Annotated in this window: 18 protein-coding genes and 1 pseudogene; 6 read left to right on the forward strand and 13 right to left on the reverse strand. The window is 71.2% G+C overall.

Annotated features, from left to right (window positions below):
- Positions 1 to 16: 16 nt before the first annotated feature.
- Entirely contained in the window at positions 17 to 862 is an 846-nt protein-coding gene (locus IEZ17_RS07000) for an oxygenase MpaB family protein (protein ID WP_189297473.1), read from the reverse strand.
- A gap of 182 nt (positions 863 to 1,044) precedes the next feature.
- Complete coding sequence (locus IEZ17_RS07005) at positions 1,045 to 1,251, reverse strand: hypothetical protein (RefSeq protein ID WP_189297475.1); 207 nt, start codon at positions 1,249 to 1,251, stop codon at positions 1,045 to 1,047.
- 565 nt (positions 1,252 to 1,816) lie between these two features.
- Here IEZ17_RS07005 and sph point away from each other — a divergent pair.
- Both sph and IEZ17_RS43795 read left to right on the forward strand, forming a co-directional pair.
- Positions 1,817 to 2,818: a sphingomyelin phosphodiesterase gene (gene sph, locus IEZ17_RS07010; RefSeq protein ID WP_189297477.1), complete on the forward strand. Its 1,002-nt coding sequence runs from the start codon at positions 1,817 to 1,819 to the stop codon at positions 2,816 to 2,818.
- A gap of 83 nt (positions 2,819 to 2,901) precedes the next feature.
- Positions 2,902 to 3,120 (forward strand): annotated as a pseudogene (locus IEZ17_RS43795) (IS110 family transposase); the annotation flags it as partial.
- Here the strand turns inward: IEZ17_RS43795 and IEZ17_RS07020 are convergent.
- The 3 genes from IEZ17_RS07020 to IEZ17_RS07030 all read right to left on the reverse strand — a co-directional run bounded on the left by IEZ17_RS07020 (position 3,094) and on the right by IEZ17_RS07030 (position 5,600).
- Positions 3,094 to 3,591 (reverse strand): macro domain-containing protein, encoded by a 498-nt coding sequence (locus IEZ17_RS07020; RefSeq protein WP_189297479.1) that lies wholly within the window; start codon positions 3,589 to 3,591, stop codon positions 3,094 to 3,096. The pseudogene IEZ17_RS43795 and the gene IEZ17_RS07020 overlap by 27 nt on opposite strands.
- A gap of 153 nt (positions 3,592 to 3,744) precedes the next feature.
- On the reverse strand, positions 3,745 to 5,187 hold the full coding sequence (locus tag IEZ17_RS07025) for an amino acid permease (protein WP_189297481.1): 1,443 nt from the start codon (positions 5,185 to 5,187) through the stop codon (positions 3,745 to 3,747).
- 236 nt (positions 5,188 to 5,423) lie between these two features.
- Positions 5,424 to 5,600, reverse strand: a complete 177-nt coding sequence (locus IEZ17_RS07030; RefSeq protein ID WP_189297483.1) for a hypothetical protein — start codon at positions 5,598 to 5,600, stop codon at positions 5,424 to 5,426.
- A gap of 558 nt (positions 5,601 to 6,158) precedes the next feature.
- Here IEZ17_RS07030 and IEZ17_RS07035 point away from each other — a divergent pair.
- The gene (locus IEZ17_RS07035; RefSeq protein ID WP_189297484.1) at positions 6,159 to 6,905 is read left to right on the forward strand and encodes a MerR family transcriptional regulator; all 747 of its coding nucleotides are present in this window, start codon (positions 6,159 to 6,161) and stop codon (positions 6,903 to 6,905) included.
- Between the two features lie 36 nt (positions 6,906 to 6,941).
- On the opposite strand, the gene IEZ17_RS07040 is transcribed toward IEZ17_RS07035, so the two are convergent.
- From IEZ17_RS07040 to IEZ17_RS07060, 5 genes are all read right to left on the reverse strand, one after another.
- Positions 6,942 to 9,170, reverse strand: coding sequence for a 3-hydroxyacyl-CoA dehydrogenase NAD-binding domain-containing protein (locus IEZ17_RS07040; RefSeq protein WP_189297486.1), 2,229 nt, complete (start codon positions 9,168 to 9,170; stop codon positions 6,942 to 6,944).
- 33 nt (positions 9,171 to 9,203) lie between these two features.
- Positions 9,204 to 10,418, reverse strand: coding sequence for an acetyl-CoA C-acetyltransferase (locus tag IEZ17_RS07045; RefSeq protein WP_189297488.1), 1,215 nt, complete (start codon positions 10,416 to 10,418; stop codon positions 9,204 to 9,206).
- A gap of 88 nt (positions 10,419 to 10,506) precedes the next feature.
- Positions 10,507 to 11,649: an acyl-CoA dehydrogenase family protein gene (locus IEZ17_RS07050; protein ID WP_189297490.1), complete on the reverse strand. Its 1,143-nt coding sequence runs from the start codon at positions 11,647 to 11,649 to the stop codon at positions 10,507 to 10,509.
- Positions 11,650 to 11,750: 101 nt separating this feature from the next.
- Complete coding sequence (locus IEZ17_RS07055; protein ID WP_189297492.1) at positions 11,751 to 12,776, reverse strand: LLM class F420-dependent oxidoreductase; 1,026 nt, start codon at positions 12,774 to 12,776, stop codon at positions 11,751 to 11,753.
- Positions 12,776 to 13,942 (reverse strand): CaiB/BaiF CoA transferase family protein, encoded by a 1,167-nt coding sequence (locus tag IEZ17_RS07060; RefSeq protein ID WP_189297494.1) that lies wholly within the window; start codon positions 13,940 to 13,942, stop codon positions 12,776 to 12,778. The genes IEZ17_RS07055 and IEZ17_RS07060 overlap by 1 nt, the downstream gene beginning before the upstream one ends.
- Positions 13,943 to 14,363: 421 nt before the next feature.
- On the opposite strand from IEZ17_RS07060, the gene IEZ17_RS07065 reads away from it, so the two are divergent.
- Positions 14,364 to 15,098: an MgtC/SapB family protein gene (locus IEZ17_RS07065; RefSeq protein WP_189297496.1), complete on the forward strand. Its 735-nt coding sequence runs from the start codon at positions 14,364 to 14,366 to the stop codon at positions 15,096 to 15,098.
- A gap of 45 nt (positions 15,099 to 15,143) precedes the next feature.
- Here the strand turns inward: IEZ17_RS07065 and IEZ17_RS07070 are convergent, their stop codons facing one another.
- Positions 15,144 to 16,655: a sialate:H+ symport family MFS transporter gene (locus tag IEZ17_RS07070; protein ID WP_189297498.1), complete on the reverse strand. Its 1,512-nt coding sequence runs from the start codon at positions 16,653 to 16,655 to the stop codon at positions 15,144 to 15,146.
- Positions 16,656 to 16,890: 235 nt separating this feature from the next.
- On the opposite strand from IEZ17_RS07070, the gene IEZ17_RS07075 reads away from it, so the two are divergent.
- Positions 16,891 to 18,081 (forward strand): saccharopine dehydrogenase family protein, encoded by a 1,191-nt coding sequence (locus tag IEZ17_RS07075; RefSeq protein ID WP_189297500.1) that lies wholly within the window; start codon positions 16,891 to 16,893, stop codon positions 18,079 to 18,081.
- Between the two features lie 15 nt (positions 18,082 to 18,096).
- Here IEZ17_RS07075 and IEZ17_RS07080 read toward each other — a convergent pair whose 3' ends face one another.
- A complete protein-coding gene (locus IEZ17_RS07080) occupies positions 18,097 to 18,819 on the reverse strand; it encodes an endonuclease V (protein ID WP_189297502.1) in 723 nt (240 codons plus the stop codon).
- A gap of 138 nt (positions 18,820 to 18,957) precedes the next feature.
- On the opposite strand from IEZ17_RS07080, the gene IEZ17_RS07085 reads away from it, so the two are divergent.
- The gene (locus IEZ17_RS07085) at positions 18,958 to 19,257 is read left to right on the forward strand and encodes a YciI family protein (RefSeq protein WP_189297504.1); all 300 of its coding nucleotides are present in this window, start codon (positions 18,958 to 18,960) and stop codon (positions 19,255 to 19,257) included.
- Between the two features lie 79 nt (positions 19,258 to 19,336).
- Here the strand turns inward: IEZ17_RS07085 and IEZ17_RS07090 are convergent, their stop codons facing one another.
- Positions 19,337 to 20,251 (reverse strand): nucleotidyltransferase domain-containing protein, encoded by a 915-nt coding sequence (locus IEZ17_RS07090; protein WP_229851973.1) that lies wholly within the window; start codon positions 20,249 to 20,251, stop codon positions 19,337 to 19,339.
- Positions 20,252 to 20,305 lie beyond the last annotated feature (54 nt).

The following is a 20,305-nucleotide window of genomic DNA, read 5'->3' on the forward strand; positions in this document are numbered from 1 at the left end:
CGCCGCTCCTCCCCCGCTACCGGCGGGCCGCCCGGTGCGCCCGGCGCGCCCGCCGCGCGAGCGGCATGAACCGCAGCCGCTCCGGCAGCAGCGGCACCACGAACCGCACCACCCGCCCGAACTGCCGCAGCCGCCGCTCCTGTTCGTCGGTCCACTCCAGTCCGATGGCCCGCCGCGCGTCCGGCGGCATCAGCCCGATCGTGACGAACCGCCGGAAGCGCACGAACCGCGGCAGCAGCACCGGCCAGGTCAGCCGCAGCAGCCACCGCACCGCCCGCGGCCCGCGGTCCGGGGCCGGCAGCGGCCGGTCGGTGGCGATCAACTCCCTTACCACGACGGTCTCTTCCAGCTCGTTGTCGAGCACCTTGCGGTAGTACGGCCAGAACTCCTCGATGGTCTGCGGCATATCGCGGTCGTCGATGCCGAGGACCCGGCCGACCTGGAGCCACTCCGCGTAGAGCTGCCGCTCCTGCGCCGGGGTGAAGGGGCGCCCGAGATAGCGTCGGGTGTGCTGGAACACGGGGAAGCCGGTGGCGTGCACCCAGGCGTAGTGGGCGGGGGTGAGCGCGTGGTACGGGCGGCCGTGGGCGTCGGTGCCCTGAATGGTCCGGTGCAGCTTCCGCAGCCGGCGCCCTTCCTCGACCGCCTGCTCCCCGCCGTAGACCCACAGCTGGAGCGAGACCAGCGAGCGCTCGCCGCGCCCCCACGGGTCCGTACGGTATACCGAGTGATCGTCCACACCGGCACTCACCGCGGGGTGCGCGACCTGCATCGTCAGTGCGGCGGGCAGCGTCAGCACCGTCCGGATGTCCCCGACCAGCGACCAGAGCACACCTCCGGGCGGCGGGGGAATTGGAGCCATTCGTACCGTATTCATATCATTACTCATCATACGGTGGCCCCCAGCGGTCGGCGGGCATGCGGGCGCCCCGGGCCGGTGGGTGTTCCCCTGCGCCAGGAACAGCGCCGGGGCGATCCCCGGCGACGACGGCACACGACCATCGGGCAGCGCGCCGGGCGGGCGAACCACCGCAGCCGGCACCGCTACCGGCCCGTCCGGCGCGACCCGGGCCGCGCACGCAACGCGGGCAGCAGCACGCCGACGGCGACCGGCAGCGCGCCGTGCGCTGCAAGCGCCGCGAACGGCCGCCACAGAAGTTCCGGGACCCACCGCACCGGCGGCTTCCGCGGATGGACCATCTCGCCGAGGACATCGCGCACCGGCCGGTCCGACTCCAGCCGCTCGGCCACAAGGGTTCGCGGTACGCGCAGAACGCCCCCCAACCCGGCAGCAGAGGACGGTCCTTCAGCCCTCAGCCCGCAGCCCTCAGCTCCCCGACGCGGCCGACGTCCCGCGTCTCGCGGTAGTACTCCTCGGTCTCGTCCGACGTGGGGTCGTCGCCGAAGAGTCGCAGCGCGTCGACCGGGGCGCGGACCAGGGTGGTGTGCTCCCGGCGCGCAGGGCTCGGCGCGGAAGTCCGGGTGGCCGTCGACGCCGGTGTCGACGACGGGGCCAGCGCCCTGGAGCGGCAATAACTGACGCAGCGTCAAATTCCTCGGACGTGGCCGAGCCGACGCAGGCCATACCGTCGCGGCGGGGTGCTCCGACCCTCTAGGCGCGGCGCCGGAACCGCGAGGCGGGGTTGATCTCCACCGTCTACAGCGGCATCAGCGCAGCCCGGCGGGACATCACCGGCAAGTGCTTCGGTCTGTCAATCTCGTGCCCTCCGACCCGTTACCTGGAAGTAACCCCAGCTGATTTGATGTGCGTCGCCGGATCCCACGCCTCATGTCCCCACCCCCACAGGGAGATTCAGTGCCGCACCCCACGCCGCGCACCGCCAGGGCCGTCGCGATAGCCGCAGCCCTCGCCGCCACCCTGGCCGTCGCGTCCCCCGCCGCGTCGGCGAACGGCGCACCGTCCGCGACCGCACCGTCCGCAGGCGTCCCCCGCCTCAAGGTGCTCACCTACAACACCTTCCTCATGAGCAAGAACCTCTCTCCCAACTGGGGCCAGGACCACCGCGCCCGGGCGATCCCGGCCGCCGGCTTCTTCCAGGGCAATGACGTCGTCGTGCTCCAGGAAGCCTTCGACAACTCCTCCTCCGACGCGCTGAAGGCGAACGCGGCGGCGCAGTACCCGCACCAGACCCCGGTGGTCGGGCGCAGCAAGAGCGGCTGGGACGCCACCGGCGGCGCCTACTCGGCAGTGGTCCCCGAGGACGGCGGGGTGACGCTGCTGAGCAAGTGGCCGATCCTGCGCAAGGAACAGTACGTCTACGAGGACGCCTGTGGTTCGGACTCCTTCTCCAACAAGGGCTTTGTGTATGCGGTGTTGGATGTGAACGGCAGCAGGGTGCATGTGGTCGGCACCCACACCCAGTCCACCGACTCGGGCTGTCGGTCCGGCGAGGCCGCCGCCGACCGCGCCGATCAGCTCAAGGAGATGGACGCCTTCCTCACCGCCAAGAACATCCCGGCGGACGAGGAGGTCATCGTCGCCGGCGACATGAACGTCGACTCGCACGGCGCCGAATACGGCGCGCTGCTCCGCAACGGCAATCTGGCCCCGGCCGACAGCCGCACCGGCCATCCGTACTCCTTCGACACGCAGGAGAACTCCATCGCCAGGTACCGCTACCCGAACGACCCCCGCGAGGACCTGGACTACGTCCTGTACCGCAACGGCCATGCCCGGCCCGCTCGTTGGCAGAACACCGTGATCAAGGAGGAGTCGGCGCCCTGGACCGTCTCCAGCTGGGGCAAGGACTACACCTACACCGATCTCTCCGACCACTATCCGCTGCTCGGCGGCTGACCGGCGAACGACCGCTCCCGGTGCGGCGGCCGACGGCAGCCCGGCGGGACGCCGCCGGCCGCCGCTGGTCTCAGTGGTCCTCAGGCCAGCCCGTGTTCCACCTGCCCGGACTGGCAGTCAACCGGGCGACGGCCGGCTACCGAGGCCAGGGGAAGACCGACGCCCGGGACGCGGCGATCATCGCCGACCAGACCCGGATGCGACGTGACCTGGAACCGGTCCGTCCCGACGCGGATGCCATCGCCGAGCTGAAGATCCTCACCGCCTTGACATCTTCATTGGGAGTCGTAGACCGTCACCGCGACCCCGCGCTCGACGAGCCGGGCGGATATCAGCGGCTCCATCCGGGACCACTTACCACCCGCCAGCCCGCAGCCGATACGCGGCATATGGACCGAGGCACCGAGCTCCAGCGCTCGGTCCGCCACCCGGCCCAGCCCGGCGGCTATCGCCTCGTACCGCACCGGCACGCCCTTGCTGCCGGTCCTCATGCCCCGCTGCCCCACGAGATTGGCCACCCACAGATGGTCCGCGACCGGCACGAACTGGGCTGCACCCAGGCCGAAGTCGTTCCGCGCGCGCTCGCGGTGCCAGCGACGGTAGGCCCGCTCGGGCTCCGGCCAGCGCCGGGAGACGGCCAGCACGAAGCCCTTGCCCCAGCCCCCGAGGTCGTTGCAGACATGCACGATCATCTTGACGCCCTTGCCCTGCGGCGCGGTGGCGTCCCCTTTGACGTAGACGATTCCCATGGCATCCCCCGTTCTCTCAGCCATGTCTCAACGGTAAGGGCGACCACTGACAATCGGCCGGGAGCGTGGGGTCCGGCCGCCGCTCCGGGCAGCGCGGACCGTGCGAAAGGGCGGCTGCGGAAGCCCGTCGGGCCTCCGCAGCCACCCTGTGTCGCTCAGGCGCGCCTGATGGCGCGGCTACTCGGCGAGTTCGCGTTCCCGGGCGATCCGGTTGACCCTGCCGCGCACCGCGAACCAGCCGCCGACCAGCGCCGCGGCCAGGACCGGGATCAGCATCACGGTCTGCCGGCCGACGCCGTCGTCGAACCACATGAGCACGATGACGCCGAGCAGGAAGGCGATGGTGGCGATGTCGGTGACCGGCGTGCCGGGGAGGCGGAACCGCGGACGCTGCACCAGCCCGGCCTTCGAGCGCCGGACGAACACCATGTGGCAGATCATGATCGTGCACCAGGTGCTGACGATGCCCAGCGCCGCGATGTTGATCACGATCTCGAACGCCTTGCCCGGCAGCCAGTAGTTGAGCCCGACACCGAGCACGCACACCGAGGAGGTGAGCATGATGCCGCCGTACGGCACCTGGTTGCGGTTCATCCGCGCGGCGAACTTCGGCGCGGAGCCCGCCATGGACATCGAGCGCAGGATGCGGCCGGTGGAGTACAGCCCGGAGTTCAGGCTGGACATCGCCGCGGTGAGCACGACGAGGTTCATCACATCGCCGGCGTGCGGGATACCGACGTGGGACAGCACGGTGACGAAGGGGCTCTCATTGGCGCTGAAGACGTTCCACGGCAGCAGCATCGCCAGCAGGACCACCGAGCCGACGTAGAAGATGCCGACCCGCCACATGATCGAGTTCACGGCCTTCGGCACGACCTTGTGCGGCTCGCTGGTCTCACCGGCGGTCACACCGACCAGCTCCACCGCGGAATACGCGAAGACCACGCCCTGGAGCACGATCACCACGGGCATCAGACCCGTCGGGAAGATGCCCCCGTTGTCGGTGATCAGGTGCAGACCCGGTGTGTGCCCGTCGACCGGGTGCTGGGTGGCCAGCAGGAAGATGCCGATGAACATGAAGACGACCAGCGCCGCGACCTTGATGATCGCGAACCAGAACTCCATCTCACCGAAGATCTTCACCGAGATCAGGTTGATCGAGAGCACCACCGCCAGCGCGATCAGCGCCATCACCCACTGCGGAATGCTGGTGAACAGGCTCCAGTAGTGGGTGTACAGGGCGATCGCGGTGATGTCGGCGATACCGGTGGTCGACCAGTTCACGACGTACATCCAGCCCGCGACGTAGGCGCCCTTCTCGCCCAGGAACTCCCGGGCGTACGAGACGAACGAACCGGATGACGGACGGTGCAGCACCAGCTCACCGAGGGCCCGGACGACGAAGAAGGCGAACAGGCCGCACACCGCGTACGCGATGGCCAGCGCCGGTCCTGCCGAGTGCAGACGGCCGCCGGCCCCCAGGAACAGACCCGTACCGATCGCCCCGCCGATGGCGATCATGTTGATGTGCCGGCCCTTCAGCCCCTTGCTGTAACCGGCGTCGCCCGCGTCCTGCCGGGTCTCTCTCCCTCCGTCTGATGAGATTTGTGCTTCATCCACGACGGTTTCTGCGCTCACTACTGGTTCATCTCGCTTTCAGGGAGATCAGGACCAAAGACCGGCTCCGCGGATCGCGCGAACGGCCGACGGCACACCTTCCCCGGAAACCGCTCCCCCGTCTGTGGGTGAGATCACATGGCGGACATTCGCCCCAAGACTTGTCCGCATTTGTGTCGAATAACACGGCGCCGCAGCGTCAACGGCAGCGTAAGTGCGCCAGATTCCGGAACCCCCTCCTAGCTCAGCAGCGAAAATCGCTTGACCTGCTCCACGCGGTTCAGGCGGGTCTTGGCGGCCTCCACGGCCCGCCGCTCGATCCCCTCCCGCACGGCCGAATGCCGGGCCGGCTGCGCCACCGTCCCCGCGATGCCGCGCCGAGCCCCCGGGCCGGAGCCGGCTCGGCGTCCCGGCACCAGCGGAGCGACCGGGTACGACCGGTCGCCCCCGGACCTCGATCTCCCGTCCGGTGCCGTCCGTACCTCCAGACCGTCCGTACCTCCAGGCCCGTCGGCCGGCCGGCCAAGCCCGGCCGGAAGCCTCCGGGGCTGCTGGTCGTGGCCACTCCGACCGTCTCGACCAGCCCCATGCGTCCACGATCACGATGCCGAAACCTGCGCGGAACCGCACCGCCTCCGGCGGCGCGGGCACGGACGCACTCGCCGGCCCGGCGCGGTACCCGGCGGCCGGCTCGCCGATCCGGCGGCGGACCTCGGCGCGGCTGAGCGTCCGCCGTCGGGGCGCATCCGGCGCGCGCCAGGACAGGGCGGGCGGTGCGCCGTGATCCTCGGCGTTGCACAACAGCAGGGCGGGCGGGGGGAGTTCGCCCGGTCGGCCGGGCGTGCGCCGGATCGTGGTCGAGGCGGCCTGCCGATGACCTGGGCCCGATCTGCGGACCGAACGGGTTTCCTGACTGCGGCGCCGAGCGGCCCAGAAGGTTTCACAAGAGTGGTGAGACAGCAATACTGTTGAACATGATGGAGTCCGCCACCGACCTGACGGTCGACGAACTGGCCGCCCGCGCCGGCGTCACGGTCCGCACGATCCGCTTCTACAGCACCCGCGGTCTGCTGCCGCCCCCCGAGATCGGCCCGCGGCGGGTCGGCCGCTACGGACCGGACCACCTCTCGCGGCTAGCGCTCATCGAGGAACTCCAGCACCAGGGCCTGACCCTGTCCGCGATCGAACGCTACCTGGCGCAGCTACCGCCCGATCTGAGCGCCCAGGACCTGGCCATCCACCGGGCGCTGGTGGCCAGTTGGGTCCCCGACAAGGCGGAGGACGCGACCAGGGAGCAGTTGGAGCGGCGGGCCGGCCGGGAGCTGACCGAGGAGGACCTGGACCGGCTGGCGGCGATGAGCGTACTCGTCCGGACAAAGGACCCGCAGGTCTTCCGGGTCGATCCGGGGCTGCTGCATCTGGGGACGCGGCTGCTCGATGTCCCGATCGCGCTGGAGACCATCCTCGCGGCGCGCACCGTCGTCATCGAGCACACCCGCTCGGCGGCCCGTGAGCTGAGCCGGCTCTTCAAGGACGAGGTATGGGGGCCGTACCGGGACGGCGGGCCGGACGAGGAGGAGATGGCGCGGATGAAGTCGCTCTCCGCCCATATGCAGCCGATGGTGGTGCAGGCACTGGTCACCGCCTTCCAGCGGTCGATGAAGGAGGAGCTGCGCGAGTGGTTCGGCAAGGGCGAGGGCGGCGCCCGGAGCGAGGGGTGACGGGGGCGGGCCGCGTCGGCCCGCCCCCGGCCCGGCTCAGTCGCTGAACCGCTCCCCCTTCTCGGCCTTCTCGACCAGCAGCGCACAGGGCGCGAACCGGTCGCCGTAGGCCGCCTGCAACTCGCGGGCGCGGGCCACGAATCCGGTCAGGCCGACGAGTTCCTCCCGGCCCGGCCCGGCGGCTTTCTCCCGCCCTGGCCCACCCTGGTACCCGTTGATGTACTGGAGCACACCGCCGGTCCAGCCCGGGAAGCCGATGCCGAAGATGGAGCCGATGTTGGCGTCGGCGACGGAGGTGAGCACGCCCTCCTCCAGGCAGCGGACGGTGTCCAGCGCCTCGGAGAAGAGCATCCGCTCCTGCATGTCGACGAACGGGATGGCGGCGCCCTCCTGCTGGAAGTGCTCGCGCAGCCCCGGCCACAGGCCGGTCCGCCGGCCGTCCTCGCCGTACTCGTAGAAGCCGGCGCCGCCGCTGCGTCCGGGGCGGTCGAAGTCGTCCACCATGCGGTCGATGACGGCGTCGGCCGGGTGCGGCTGCCAGGTGCCGCCGGCCTCCTCGACGGCCCTCCTGGTCTCGTTGCGGATCTTGCGCGGGAGGGTGAGGGTCAGCTCGTCCATCAAGGACAGCACTTTGGCCGGGTAGCCGGCCTGGGCGGCGGCCTGCTCGACGGAGGCCGGGTCCAGGCCCTCGCCGATCATCGCCACGCCTTCGTTGATGAAGTGGCCGATGACGCGGGAGGTGAAGAAGCCACGGGAGTCGTTGACGACGATCGGGGTCTTCTTGATCTGGCGCACCAGGTCGAAGGCGCGGGCCAGCGCCTCGTCGCCGGTCCGCTCGCCCTTGATGATCTCCACCAGCGGCATCTTGTCGACCGGCGAGAAGAAGTGCAGCCCGATGAAGTCGGCGTCCCGCTCGACGCCTTCGGCGAGCAGGGTGATCGGCAGGGTGGAGGTGTTGGAGCACAGCAGCGCGTCGGGCGCGACGATGTGCTGGATCTCCTTGAACACCTTGTGCTTGAGGGCCACGTCCTCGAAGACCGCCTCGATGACGGCGTCGCAGCCCGCGAGGTCGGCCGGCTCGGCGGTGGGCGTGATCCGTGCCAGCAGCTCGTCGCGCTGCGCCTCCGTCGTCCGCCCCTTGGAGAGCGCCTTGGCGAGCAGCCCCTCGGAGTACGCCTTGCCCTTCTGGGCCGCCTCCGGGGTGACGTCCTTGAGGACGACCTCGATGCCGGCCTTGGCGCAGGCGTAGGCGATGCCGGCGCCCATCATGCCGGCGCCCAGCACCGCGACCTTCTCGACGGTGCGCGGGGCGATGTCCTTGGGGCGGTTGGCACCGGAGTTGACTGCCTGGAGGTCGAAGAAGAACGCCTGGATCATGTTCTTGGAGACCTGGCCGGTGACCAGTTCGACGAAGTAGCGCGCCTCGATGGTCTGGGCGGTCTCGAAGTCGACCTGGGAGCCCTCGACGGCCGCGGCGAGGATGTTGCGCGGCGCCGGGTACGGAGCGCCGTTGAGCTGCTTCTTGAGGTTGGCGGGGAACGCCGGGAGGTTGGCGGCGAACTTGGGGTGCGCCGGGGTGCCGCCGGGGATCCTGTAGCCCTTGACGTCCCAGGGCTGCTGGGACTCGGGGTGGGCGTCGATGAACTCCCGGGCCTTGGCGAGCAGTTCGTCGGGGGTGCGGGCGACCTCGTGGATCAGCCCGTTGTCCTTGGCGCGGGTGGCGTTGTACTGGGTCCCCTGGAGCAGCACCTTCAGCAGCGCGTCGGTGATGCCCAGCAGCCGGACCGTGCGGGTCACACCGCCGCCGGCGGGCAGCAGGCCGAGGGTGACCTCGGGCAGGCCGATCTTGGTGCCGGGGGTGTCGAGGGCGATGCGGTGGTGGCAGGCCAGGGCGATCTCGTAACCGCCGCCGAGCGCCGCGCCGTTGATGGCGGCGACGACGGGCTTGCCGAGCGTCTCGATACGGCGCAGATCGCGCTTGATGCCGTTGCCCGCCTCGAACGCCTGCTGGGCCTGCTCGGGCGTGACGGCGATCAGATCGCGCAGGTCGCCGCCGGCGAAGAAGGTCTTCTTGGCGGAGGTGAAGATGATGCCGCGGATGCTGTCCTTCTCGGCCTCCAGGCGGTCGGCGACCGCGGTGAGGGCGGTCTTGAAGGCGTTGTTCATGGTGTTGGCGGACTGGTCCGGGTCGTCCAGGACCAGGGTGACGACGCCGGTCTCGTCCTGCTCCCAGCGGATGGTCGACACGGCAGCGGATTCACTCATGGGTACGTACTCCGTAGTGGGTGGGACGAGGGGTCAGAGGCGCTCGATGACGGTGGCGATGCCCATACCGCCGCCGACACAGAGGGTGGCCAGGCCGTAGCGCTTGTCCTGTCGCTCCAGTTCGTCGATCAGGGTGCCGAGGATCATCGCGCCGGTGGCGCCGAGGGGGTGGCCCAGGGCGATGGCGCCGCCGTTGACGTTGACCTTGTCGAGGCTCAGGCCCATGTCCTTGACGAAGCGCAGGACGACGGCGGCGAACGCCTCGTTGATCTCGACGAGATCGATGTCGTCGATGGTCAGTCCGGCCTTTGCGAGGGCCTTGCGGCTGGCCGGCGCGGGGCCGGTGAGCATGATCGTCGGCTCGGAGCCGGAGACCGCGGCGGAGATGATGCGGGCCCGCGGGGTGAGGCCGTAGCGCTCGCCGACCTCCTTGGAGCCGATGGCGACCAGCGCCGCGCCGTCCACGATGCCGGAGGAGTTGCCGGCGTGGTGGACATGGTCGATCTTCTCGACCCAGTGGTAATTCTGGAGGGCCACCGCGTCGAAGCCGCCGGCGTCCCCGATGGCGGCGAAGGACGGCTTGAGGGCGGCCAGGGAGTCGGCGGTGGTGCCGGGGCGCAGGTGCTCGTCGTGGTCGAGGACGATCAGGCCGTTCCGGTCGCGTACGGGAACGACGGAGCGCTCGAAGCGGCCGTCCTTCCACGCGGCGGCGGCGCGCTCCTGGGAGAGCGCGGCGAACTCGTCGACATCGCGGCGGGAGTAGCCCTCGATGGTGGCGATGAGGTCGGCGCCGATGCCCTGGGGGACGAAGCCGGTGTCGAAGTTGGTCATCGGGTCGGCGAACCAGGCGCCGCCGTCGGAGGCCATCGGGACCCGCGACATCGACTCGACGCCCCCCGCCAGCACCAGGTCCTCCCAGCCCGACCGAACCTTGGCTGCGGCCATGTTGACGGCTTCGAGGCCGGAGGCACAGAAGCGGTTCTCCTGGACGCCGGCGACGGTGTCGGGCAGTCCGGCTGCGATCGCGGCGATCCGGGCGATGTCGGATCCCTGGTCGCCGACCGGTCCGACGACGCCGAGGACGATGTCGTCGATCGCGGCCGGATCCAGACCGGGGAAGCGCCGGCGGACTTCGTGGATCAAACCGACGACCAGGTCGATCGGCTTGGTGCCGTGCAGTGCGCCGTTGGCCTTGCCACGGCCGCGGGGGGTGCGGATCGCGTCGTACACATACGCTTCGGTGCTCACAGAGAAGCCTTTCTTTCCGGCCGGGGGTCCGGGGGCCGCGGCGTCAGCCGCTGACGACCCGGGCCCGGGAAGGCGCAGTCGGGGAGGGTTAGCCGAGGAGGGAGCGGCCGATGATCTCCTTCATGATCTCGGTCGTCCCTCCGTAGATGGTCTGGATGCGGCCGTCGGTGAACGCCTTGGCCACGCGGTACTCGGTCATATAGCCGTAGCCGCCGTGGAGTTGGAGGCAGCGGTCGGCGACCCGCTTCTGGAGTTCGGTGGCCCACCACTTGGCCATGGAGGCGTGCACCGCGTCGAGCGTGCCGTCCGAGTGGTCGGCGATGCAGCGGTCGAGGAAGGTGCGGGTGACGGCGCACTCGGTCGCCATCTCGGCGATCTCGAAGCGTATGTGCTGGAGCTTCGCCAGCGGCCGTCCGAACGCCTCGCGCTCCTTGACGTACCGGGTGGTGATCTCCAACAGGTGCTCGGCGCCGGCGATCCCGGCGATCGCTATGCCCATGCGCTCCTGCGCGAGGTTGGTCATCAGGTGGACGAAGGCGCCGTTGAGTTCGCCCAGCAGGTTCTCCTTGGGCACCCGCACGTCGTGGAAGAACAGCTCGGCGGTGTCCTGGGACTTCTGGCCGATCTTGTCGAGGTTGCGACCGCGCTCGAAGCCCTCCATGCCGCGCTCGACGACCAGCAGGCTCAGGCCGTGCGCGCCGCCCTCGGGGGTGGTCTTGGCGACGACGATGACGAGGTCGGCGAGGATGCCGTTGGAGATGAAGGTCTTGGAGCCGTTGAGGATCCAGTGGTCGCCGCGGTCCTCGGCCGAGGTGCGGATGCCCTGGAGGTCGGAGCCGGCGCCGGGCTCGGTCATCGCGATGGCGGTGATCGTCTCGCCGCTGCAGAAGCCGGGCAGCCAGCGGCGCTTCTGCTCGTCGGTGGCGAGCGAGGTCAGGTAGGGGCCGATGATGTCGTTGTGCAGTCCGACGGCGAGCCCGGCGGCTCCGGCCCGGGTGAACTCCTCGGCCAGCACGGCGCTGTAGCGGAAGTCGCTCTCCCCGCCGCCGCCGTACTCCGCGGGCACGGCCAGGCCGAGCAGCCCCTGTCTGCCGGCGGCCCGCCAGGCGTCCCGGCTGACGATGCCGTCCTTCTCCCACTGCTCGTAATACGGCGCCACCTCCTTGGCGAGGAAGGTGCGGACGGTCTCGCGGAAGGCGTCGTGGTCCTCGGTGAAGATCTGGCGCTTCACACTGTTTTCCCTTCGAGGCGTTTGTTCCGGGCGGGCGGCGGGGCGGCTCGGCCGAGGGGCCGGGGCCGGCGTCCGGGCGGACGCGGCATTCGTACGGTTCCTCAGAGCCAGTTCTTGACGGTCTCGATCAGCTTCGCGGGGTCTGGGCCTATGGGGTGGACATTGAGCATGGTCACGCCGGCCTCCCGGAACGCGGCGATCCGCTCGCGGACGTAGCCTTCGGGCCCGCACAGCGACATCAGCTCGCAGAACTCGTCCGGCACCGCCGCCTCGGCCTCGCGCTTACGGCCCGCGAGATAGAGGTCCTGGATGGTGTGCGCGGCCTCTTCGTAGCCGTAGGCGACGGCGAGATCGTGGTAGAAGTTCTTGCCCTTCGCACCCATGCCGCCGACGTACAGCGCGATGGTCGGGCGGGCCAGGTCGCGCGCGGCGGCGGCGTCCTTCCCGATGGCGAGCAGGCCACCGGCGACGGTCTCCAACGGGCCGCGCGCCGGATCGCGCCGGGCGGTGCCCTCGGCGAGCGGGGTGCCCCAGACGGCGCCGGCCCTCTCCGGGATGAAGAGGGTGGGCAGCCAGCCGTCGGCGATCTCGGCGGTCAGCCGGACGTTGGCCGGCCCGAGCGCCGCGACATACACCGGGATCTCGGGGCGCACGGGTCGGGTGAGGATCTTCAGCGGCTTGCCGAGCCGGCCGCCCTTCTCGGCGGGCAGCGGCATGTCGGTGATGCCGTGGTGGTCGATGACCTCGCGGCGCCAGATGCGGCGGCACAGCTCGATGGTCTCGCGGGTGCGGCCCCGGGGTTTGTCGTAGGGCTTGCCGTGCCAGCCCTCGATGACCTGCGGGCCGGAGGCGCCCAGGCCGAGCAGCGCACGCCCGCCGGAGAGGGCGTCCAGCCCGGCGGCGGTCTGGGCGATCAGGGCGGGCGTGCGGGAGTAGACGTTGAGGATCGCCGAGCCGATCTTGGCGTGCTCCGTGCGGGCCGCGAGGAAGCCCATGACCGTGGGCGAGTCGAAGCCGTATGCCTCGGCGACCCAGATGGCGTCCAGTCCGGCCCGTTCGAGGGCGGCGACCTCTTCGACGGCCTGGCGTGGATCGGCCGCGTACTGAAGCGTGGTGGCGAGTTCCATCAGCTGACCGGGTCCTTGCCTTCGGCGCGGCACGGATCTTCGGGCGGGACCGCGAGGCTGGGGATCCGCCAGTCGCGGGCGACCTCTTCGGTGTCCGCGCCCGGCTGGGCGGGGGGTCTGCGGAGCGTTCCGGGGGTGTCCGAGAAGCGGGGCGCGGGGGCGGGCTGGGTGATGCCGGCGTGGTCGACGAAGGTGCCGCGGGCGGCGAGATGCGGATGCCCGGGGGCCTCGCGCAGCGACAGCACGGGCGCCACGCAGGCGTCGGATTCCTGGAAGACCGCGGTCCATTCCTCTCGCGTACGGGTCCGGAACCGGGCGGCGATGGCGGTCCGCAGCTCCTCCCAGGCGGCGAGGTCGTCGCGGCCGGGAACGTCGTCCTCGATGCCGAGCAGGCGGATGAATTCGGCGTAGAAACGCTGCTCCAGGGCGCCGACGGCCATATAGCCGCCGTCCGCGGTCGCGTACGTGTCGTAGAACGGCGTGCCGCCGTCGAGCAGATTGGCGCCGCGCCGGTCCTGCCAGCCGCCGGCAGCCAGCATGCCGTGGATCATCGCCGTCAGATGGGCGGTGCCGTCGACGATGGCGGCGTCGACGACCTGGCCCGTCCCGCCCTCGGCACGGGCGTGCTGGAGGGCCGCGAGGACGCCGATGACCAGATAGAGCGAGCCCCCTGCGTAGTCGCCCACGAGGTTGGCGGGGATGGCGGGCGGGCCGTCGGCCGGGCCGATCATGCCGAGGGCGCCGGTGATGGCGATATAGCCGATGTCGTGTCCCGCGGTGTCGGCCAGCGGGCCCTGCTGCCCCCAGCCGGTCATCCGGCCGTAGACCAGCCGCGGATTGCGTGCCAGGCATTCCTCGGGTCCGACGCCGAGCCGCTCGGCCACACCGGGGCGGTATCCCTCCACCAGGACGTCGGCCCGCTCGGCCAGGTCGAGCACCTGCGCCACCCCGCCGGGCTGCTTGAGATCCACCAGCACCGAGCGTTTGTTGCGGTTGGTGATGTCGTGGGCCGGATCGATGCGCAGCCCGGCGCCGCCGGGCCGGTCGACCCGGACGACATCGGCGCCCAGATCGGCCAGCAGCATGGCCGCGAACGGGCCGGGGCCGATGCCGGCGAGCTCCACCACCCGCACGCCGCTCAGCGGGCCGTTCCCTGACTGCGTCATCGCGCCCCATGCCTTCCGCACTGTGACACTTCTGATGTAACACTCGTGATGTTAAGAACGTGTTCCACTTTCCACAAGCCCCCCGAGCCAAGTGGCCACCACCGAAAAAGCCCACGCCGACGATGCTCAACTGCCATCGCCGTCGCGGGCCTTCGCGCGCCTGCTGCCGCTGCGCCGCTATCCCCCGCCGAACTCGGCGATGACCTTCCCCGGGGCTATGCAGCGGCGGGGCTCCACCGCCGGTGCCACTGCCGTCGCCATGCCTGCCTCCATGTCCGTTCCCCCGTCCGGCACCGCCCGCGGTGCCTGCCGGCGGGCCGCGCGTACGCCCGCGCCGCCCATCGCATTCCACGCTAACCGCGACCACTGACAACGGCCCGCGCAGCGCCGAACGCCGGGCCGGCGGAGGGACAATGCCGTCATGTCACACCTCGCCACCACACTGTTCGACTTCCACGACGGCCAGGGGCTGCGGCAGTTCGCCGAGCTCGCGATAGCCCTGCTGCTGTCCTCGCTGATCGGGCTGGAGCGCGAAGCCCGGCAGAAGAGTGCCGGGCTGCGCACCCACACTCTCGTCGGCGTGGGCAGCGCGCTGTTTATGGAGGTGTCCATCCACGGCTTCGGCTCGGTTCTGGGCATGGACGGCGTCACCCTCGACCCGTCCCGCGTCGCCGCGCAGGTCGTCTCCGGCATCGGCTTCATCGGAGGCGGGCTGATCTTCGTCAGGAAGGACGCGGTCCGCGGGCTGACGACCGCCGCCACCATCTGGCTGACCTGCGCCATCGGCATGGCGTGCGGCGGCGGGCTGCCCCTGCTGGCCATCGGCGCGACCGCGGTGCACTTCCTCATCGTGCGCGGCTTCTCGAAGGTCTCGGAACGGATCGGGTCGGAGCAGTCCTTCGACCGGGTCGTGCTGCGCCTGTCCTACCGGTCGCAAAACGGACTGCTGGGGCAGATGTTGGAGCTGTGCACCGGCAGCGGCTTCCGGGTCACCGACGTCCAGGTGGAGAACGGTTCGGGCGATGCCTGGGTCCCGGCGGAGGCGCTGCTCTGCCTGGAGGGGAACGGTTCGGCGCACCCCTTGGTCGAGGCGCTGACCGAGCTGGAGGGCGTGCGCGGGGTGGCGCTGGGACGGCGGGACGACAGCACCGAGTAAGAGGGGCTGCCCCTCTTTAGGACGCGGGCAACCGTCCGGTCCCGATCAGGCGGAGTCGGGCGACGCCTGCCCCGGACCCGCACCCGCTCTCCCGACCGGCGCCTCGGGCACCAGGCGGTCCCCGGTCAGCTGACGGTCCAGCAGCCGCCCCAGCCTCCGCGGGACATCGCCGCCCACGAGGACGACGACCACCAGCGTCAGCCCGAAGGTGAGCACCGCCAAGGCCCGCCCCAAGGACATGCCCTCGGCCAGCCGCGCCCCGAGAACCGGGGCCACCGCGCCGCCCAGGGCACCGACGTTGTAGACGAAGCCCAGCGACGCGGCGCGGGTCGCGGTCGGGAAGTGGCCCGCGATGTACTTCGGCAGGATGCCGGAGATGCCCTGGCTGAGCGCGAGCAGCCCGAACAGCAGCACCCCGAGCCCCACGAGGCTCCCGCGGACCGCGAACACCGGGAAGACGAGCGCCAACGAGGCCAGCAGGGTGTACGCGTAGGCCCGCCGGGTGCCGAGCCGGTCGCCGGTGAATCCCGCCAGCCAGCAGCCCGCCATCGTCCCGAACCCCGCGTAGAACATCACGTCGGCGACCTGCCCCGGCGCGTAGCCCAGTTCGGTCTTCAGATACGTGGGCAGCAGCGCCTGGAGGGGCCAGCTGTACAGGAACGCGCAGAACACCGTCGCCATCAGGGACACGTACAGCAACGCTCCCCGGCGCCCGCCGAGCTGCCCGGCGAACGCGAGCAGGCACAGCGCCGCGGCAACGGCCGGCCAGAGCGCATGTCCCGCGCCGACGGGCGTGAAGACGCAGAACAGCGCGGCGCACGCGGCCACCGCCAGCACCGTATTGCCCCAGCGGCGGAGGCGTCCGGTGAACAACGGACGGAACGGATTCGGGCGTTCCGGACGCCGCTCCCCTCCACCGGACGGCGCGCCGCCGATCTCCACCTGCCAGTCGCCCGCTTCGGGCAGCGATCTGCGCACCCATACGGCGACCAGGACGGGCAGCACCCCGATCCAGAAGAGCGGTCGCCAGCCCCAGGCGGGGACCACCCAGGCGTAGAGCTCGGCCGCGAGGACCGTGCCGCCCGCGTATCCGGAGATCAGGAATCCGGATGCCCGGTTGCGCAGCCGGACCGGCCAGGTCTCCAGCACATACGTCACGCTCGCGCTGTATTCCCCCGCCATGCCCAGGCCGATCACCAGCCGGGCGGCGAACAGGCTGGTGTAGTTCCAGGCGAATCCGCAGGCGAAGGTGCCCAGCGAGTACAACAGGATGCCGGCGACCATGGCGGCCTTGCGGCCGTGGCGGTCGCCCATCGCGCCGAGGACCGCACCGCCCAGCCACCGGGTGATGAACGCGCCGGACACCAGCGAGGCGGCGGTCGCGGCGTCCAGGCGGAACTCACCGGCGATCTCGGTCAGCACCAGCGTGATCAGCACGAAGTCGAATCCGTCGAGGAGATAGCCGATCCAGGCGGCGAACATCGCCTTCCACTGGCGCGGGGTGACCTCCTCGTACCAGCTCCCCGCCCGGTGAGGACCGTCCGCAGGATGCGCCATCACAGGAACCCGCCCTCCTCCAGCCGCCGCCCGGCACCCCCTTCCGTACGTACCCGGCAATCCGGACGTCGGATATCCCATGTCGCCAACGAATCTCTTCCCGCTCCCCCGCCGCGTCAAGGCGGAGCGCCCGATGCCTCATCGAGGCGGGCCGCCAACCCGACGGTGGTGGCTGATCGTTGACGGGGCGCCAGTGGGTCCTTAGGGTCCGGACGTCACCCCGAGAGGACGGACCATGCGACGGCAGGACATCTCCGGACGGGCCCATGACCTCGTCCTGTACGGTGCGACCGGGTTCGCGGGCGCGCTCACCGCCGCATACCTGGCCAGGCACGCCCCCGACGACTGCCGCTGGGCGCTCGCCGGACGCAGCACCGCCAAACTGGAGCGGCTGCGCGACCGGTTGGCCTCGGTCAACCCGGCCTGCGCCGGCCTCCCGCTCCTCCGGGCGGACAGCGCCGACCCCGGCTCGCTGCACGCCCTCGCCGCCGACACCAGGGTCCTGGCCACTACGGTCGGCCCCTATCTGCTCCACGGTGAGCCCCTGGTCGCGGCCTGCGCCGGGGCCGGCACGGACTATCTCGACCTCACCGGCGAGCCGGAGTTCATCGACCGCATGTATCTCCGCCACGACGCGACGGCCCGCGCCTCCGGGGCGCGCCTCGTCCACGCCTGCGGCTTCGACTCCGTCCCGCACGACCTGGGGGTGCGCTACACGGTGGGGCTGCTCCCCGAGGGAGTCCCGCTGCGCATCGACGGCTTCGTACGGACCAACGCCGCCTTCTCCGGCGGAACCCTCGCCTCCGCACTGACCGCCGTCTCCCGCCCGGCCGCCATGGCGCGGGCCGCCCGGGAACGCCGTCAGGTGGAACCGCGGCCCGCCGGCCGCACCGTACGCGCCCCGGTCGGACCGCCCCTCCGGAGCGCCGAAACCGGCACCTGGGGCATCCCGCTGCCGACCGTCGACCCGCAGATCGTCGCCCGCTCGGCCGCCGCCCTCGACCGCTACGGGCCCGACTTCCGCTACCGCCACTACGCGGCCGTGCGGCGGCTGCCGACCGCCGTGGGCGGGGTCCTGGGCGCCGGTGCGCTGTGCGCGCTGGCCCAGATGCCGCCCGCCCGCCGCTGGCTGTCGGGCCGTCTGGAACCGGGTGCCGGCCCCGGTGAGGAGCGGCGGGCACGCAGCTGGTTCCGGGTGCGTTTCGTCGCCTCGGGAGGCGGCGAGCAGCTGATCACCGAGGTCGCGGGCGGCGACCCCGGCTACGACGAGACGGCGAAGATACTCGCCGAGTCGGCGCTGAGCCTGGCCTTCGACGATCTCCCGGAGACCGCGGGACAGGTGACGACCGCGGTCGCCATGGGTGAGGCGCTGACGCGCCGCCTCCAGGGCGCCGGCATCGGTTTCCGGGTGATCATCCGGGGGTAGTGGGCGGCCGGGCCGTCAGATGCCCGCGAGCGCCCGTCGGCACAGGGAGTCGGCGGCCCGGGTCGTCTCCGGAAGCCGGTAGGAGGTCGCCAGACGGAGCGTATGGGCGCATGCCCGGTCGAGATCGACCCGGTGCCCTACGGACACGAACACCGGCTTGACGCCCCGTTGGGTGCGCAGCGCACGTCCTACCTCCTCCGGCTCCCCCCTGGGCGTCCCGTCGTCCAGAAGGGGCGAGGTGTCGCCGCGCTCCGGCCCCGGAGGCACGTACCGGAAAGTGAAGGGGTTCTTGGCCACGCCGATGGTGGGCAGTCCGGTCAGCACTCCGAGGTGGCTGGCGAGACCGAACCGGCGCGGGTGCGCGAGCCCGTAGCCGTCGCAGACCACCAGGCCGGGCGTGCGGGCGAGGCGGGCGAGCGCGTCCAACACGGTGGGTATCTCACGGAAGGCGAGCAGCCCGGGGACGTACGGGAAGGAGACCGGGCCGACGGCGGTGGCCTCGTCGACGACCGCGAGCGTCCGTGCGTCGAGGGCGACGGCCGCCGCGGCGACCACATCGCGCGCGTCGTCGTAGGCGACGTCCACGCCGACCACGGTGCCCTCGAAACCCGGTTCCGGGCCGGGTTCGTCGAGCCGTACGTGGGCCCGCAACCGGTCCTGGACCGCGCGGGCCCGGGCTTCGTCCGCCGGCCAGTGCCGCAGCTCGTCGTCGCAGGAGATGATTCCGGGAATGTCCATGGTGACCGCAACGCTACCGAACCCCCAACAGGAGCGCAGGGCCGCTCCGCACCCTCGGCCATCCCCTCCGGCCTGCGCGTTTCCCCGCCCGGCAGGGCACGTCCGCGTCGCGCGCCCCCCGCCTCGTATATTGCAGGCATGTTCGTACTGGAACTGACCTATACCGCGCCCGTCGAACGCGTCGACGCCGTCCTCCAGGACCACGTGGAGTGGCTGGACAAGGAGTACGCCGCCGGGCATTTCATCGCCTCCGGCCGCAAGAACCCGCGCAACGGGGGCGTGATCCTCGCCGCCGGGATCGACCGTGCGACCGTCGAGAAGATCACCGCCGTGGACCCCTTCGTCGTCGCCGGGGTCTGCGAGTACCGCATCACCGAGTTCATCGCGACGAAGACCGCTCCTGCCCTGGAGGGCTACCGGGAGCAGCTGCCGTCCTGAGACAACGCCCCGCCGCACACACCACGGCCCGGGCCGCCGGTTCCCTCCGGCGGTCCGGGCCGCGTGCCGAACGGGGCGATCACGCCACCCGTCCGCCGTTGCGGATGCCCAGCAGCCCACCGATCTCGTCGTGCAGTCCGGCAGAGAATGCCGTGCCCCACCGGGCTGCCGCCTTCGACGCGAGCTCCCGGCTCCACTGCCAGCTCCGCCGCGCGGCGATCCGCACGTCCGCCTGGCGGGCGGGCGCGGTGGTCGCCGTGTACCGCTCGACGTCGCCCGCCGGAAGATCCGCTTCCAGCGCCCGGCCGGGCGTCAGCCAGTGCACGGTGGATCCGCGCAGCAGCCGGCAGAGCTGGAGCTGCTGCGGGGCGATGACGGTGTGCAGCAGCGCATGGGCACGGGCCGTCTCGCCGCGGGCCAGCACCTGGGCGAGCATCAGCGTCCAGTTGGTGAGCTCGTCGGTGAGCTGCTGGGCGGTGGTCACCGGGTCGGGCGGGCAGTGCTCGGCGAGCGTACGGGCGGCTGCGGTCAGCCGTCCGCTGCGGTCGAGCAGCACGGCCGCGTCGGGGTCGGGCAGGTGCACCACGCCACGCCACGTGGTGACCTCGGCGACCCCGGGCCTAGCCGCCTCGACATGGAATTCACCGCGCATCAGGTCACCGAAGACCACGGCGAAAATGCCGTACATGTTGGTGTACGCCAGCTTCAACGGCGCCAGGCGGCCGACGAATTCCCGCCCGTCGAAGCCTTCTTCCTCCCCGTCGCGGACGAAGAGGTACGCCTCGATGTCCGAGTGCTCGTCGGCCTCCCCCAGCGTCCACGACCCGTACAGCAGCACGCCGTCCAGCCGCTGGTCGGCCTGCGCGGCCTCCCGCAGGCGCTCGATACGGCGGTCGAGGCGGCTGCCGCCACCCCGTTCGAGATCGGACACGGCACCGGACGGGCTGCCGGGGACGACTGGTGCGCAACGCGCGGCGGACGCGGAGAACGGCATGGTGATGACTCCTGAGCAGTTATGGGAGGGCAGGCGAACAGCACCCGGCGGCCA

The organism is Streptomyces albospinus, assembly GCF_014648695.1.
GTDB lineage: Bacteria > Actinomycetota > Actinomycetes > Streptomycetales > Streptomycetaceae > Streptomyces > Streptomyces albospinus.

Coding starts and splice junctions, on each gene's coding strand:
- IEZ17_RS07020 (WP_189297479.1), bottom strand. CDS start 3,591: ATGGCTGAGAGAACGGGGGATGCCATGGGAATCGTCTACGTCAAAGGG.
- IEZ17_RS07080 (WP_189297502.1), bottom strand. CDS start 18,819: ATGGACATTCCCGGAATCATCTCCTGCGACGACGAGCTGCGGCACTGG.
- IEZ17_RS07070 (WP_189297498.1), bottom strand. CDS start 16,655: ATGGCGCATCCTGCGGACGGTCCTCACCGGGCGGGGAGCTGGTACGAG.
- IEZ17_RS07085 (WP_189297504.1), top strand. CDS start 18,958: ATGTTCGTACTGGAACTGACCTATACCGCGCCCGTCGAACGCGTCGAC.
- IEZ17_RS07040 (WP_189297486.1), bottom strand. CDS start 9,170: ATGAGTGAATCCGCTGCCGTGTCGACCATCCGCTGGGAGCAGGACGAG.
- IEZ17_RS07060 (WP_189297494.1), bottom strand. CDS start 13,942: ATGACGCAGTCAGGGAACGGCCCGCTGAGCGGCGTGCGGGTGGTGGAG.
- IEZ17_RS07000 (WP_189297473.1), bottom strand. CDS start 862: ATGGCTCCAATTCCCCCGCCGCCCGGAGGTGTGCTCTGGTCGCTGGTC.
- IEZ17_RS07090 (WP_229851973.1), bottom strand. CDS start 20,251: ATGCCGTTCTCCGCGTCCGCCGCGCGTTGCGCACCAGTCGTCCCCGGC.
- IEZ17_RS07035 (WP_189297484.1), top strand. CDS start 6,159: ATGATGGAGTCCGCCACCGACCTGACGGTCGACGAACTGGCCGCCCGC.
- IEZ17_RS07065 (WP_189297496.1), top strand. CDS start 14,364: ATGTCACACCTCGCCACCACACTGTTCGACTTCCACGACGGCCAGGGG.
- IEZ17_RS07075 (WP_189297500.1), top strand. CDS start 16,891: ATGCGACGGCAGGACATCTCCGGACGGGCCCATGACCTCGTCCTGTAC.
- IEZ17_RS07055 (WP_189297492.1), bottom strand. CDS start 12,776: ATGGAACTCGCCACCACGCTTCAGTACGCGGCCGATCCACGCCAGGCC.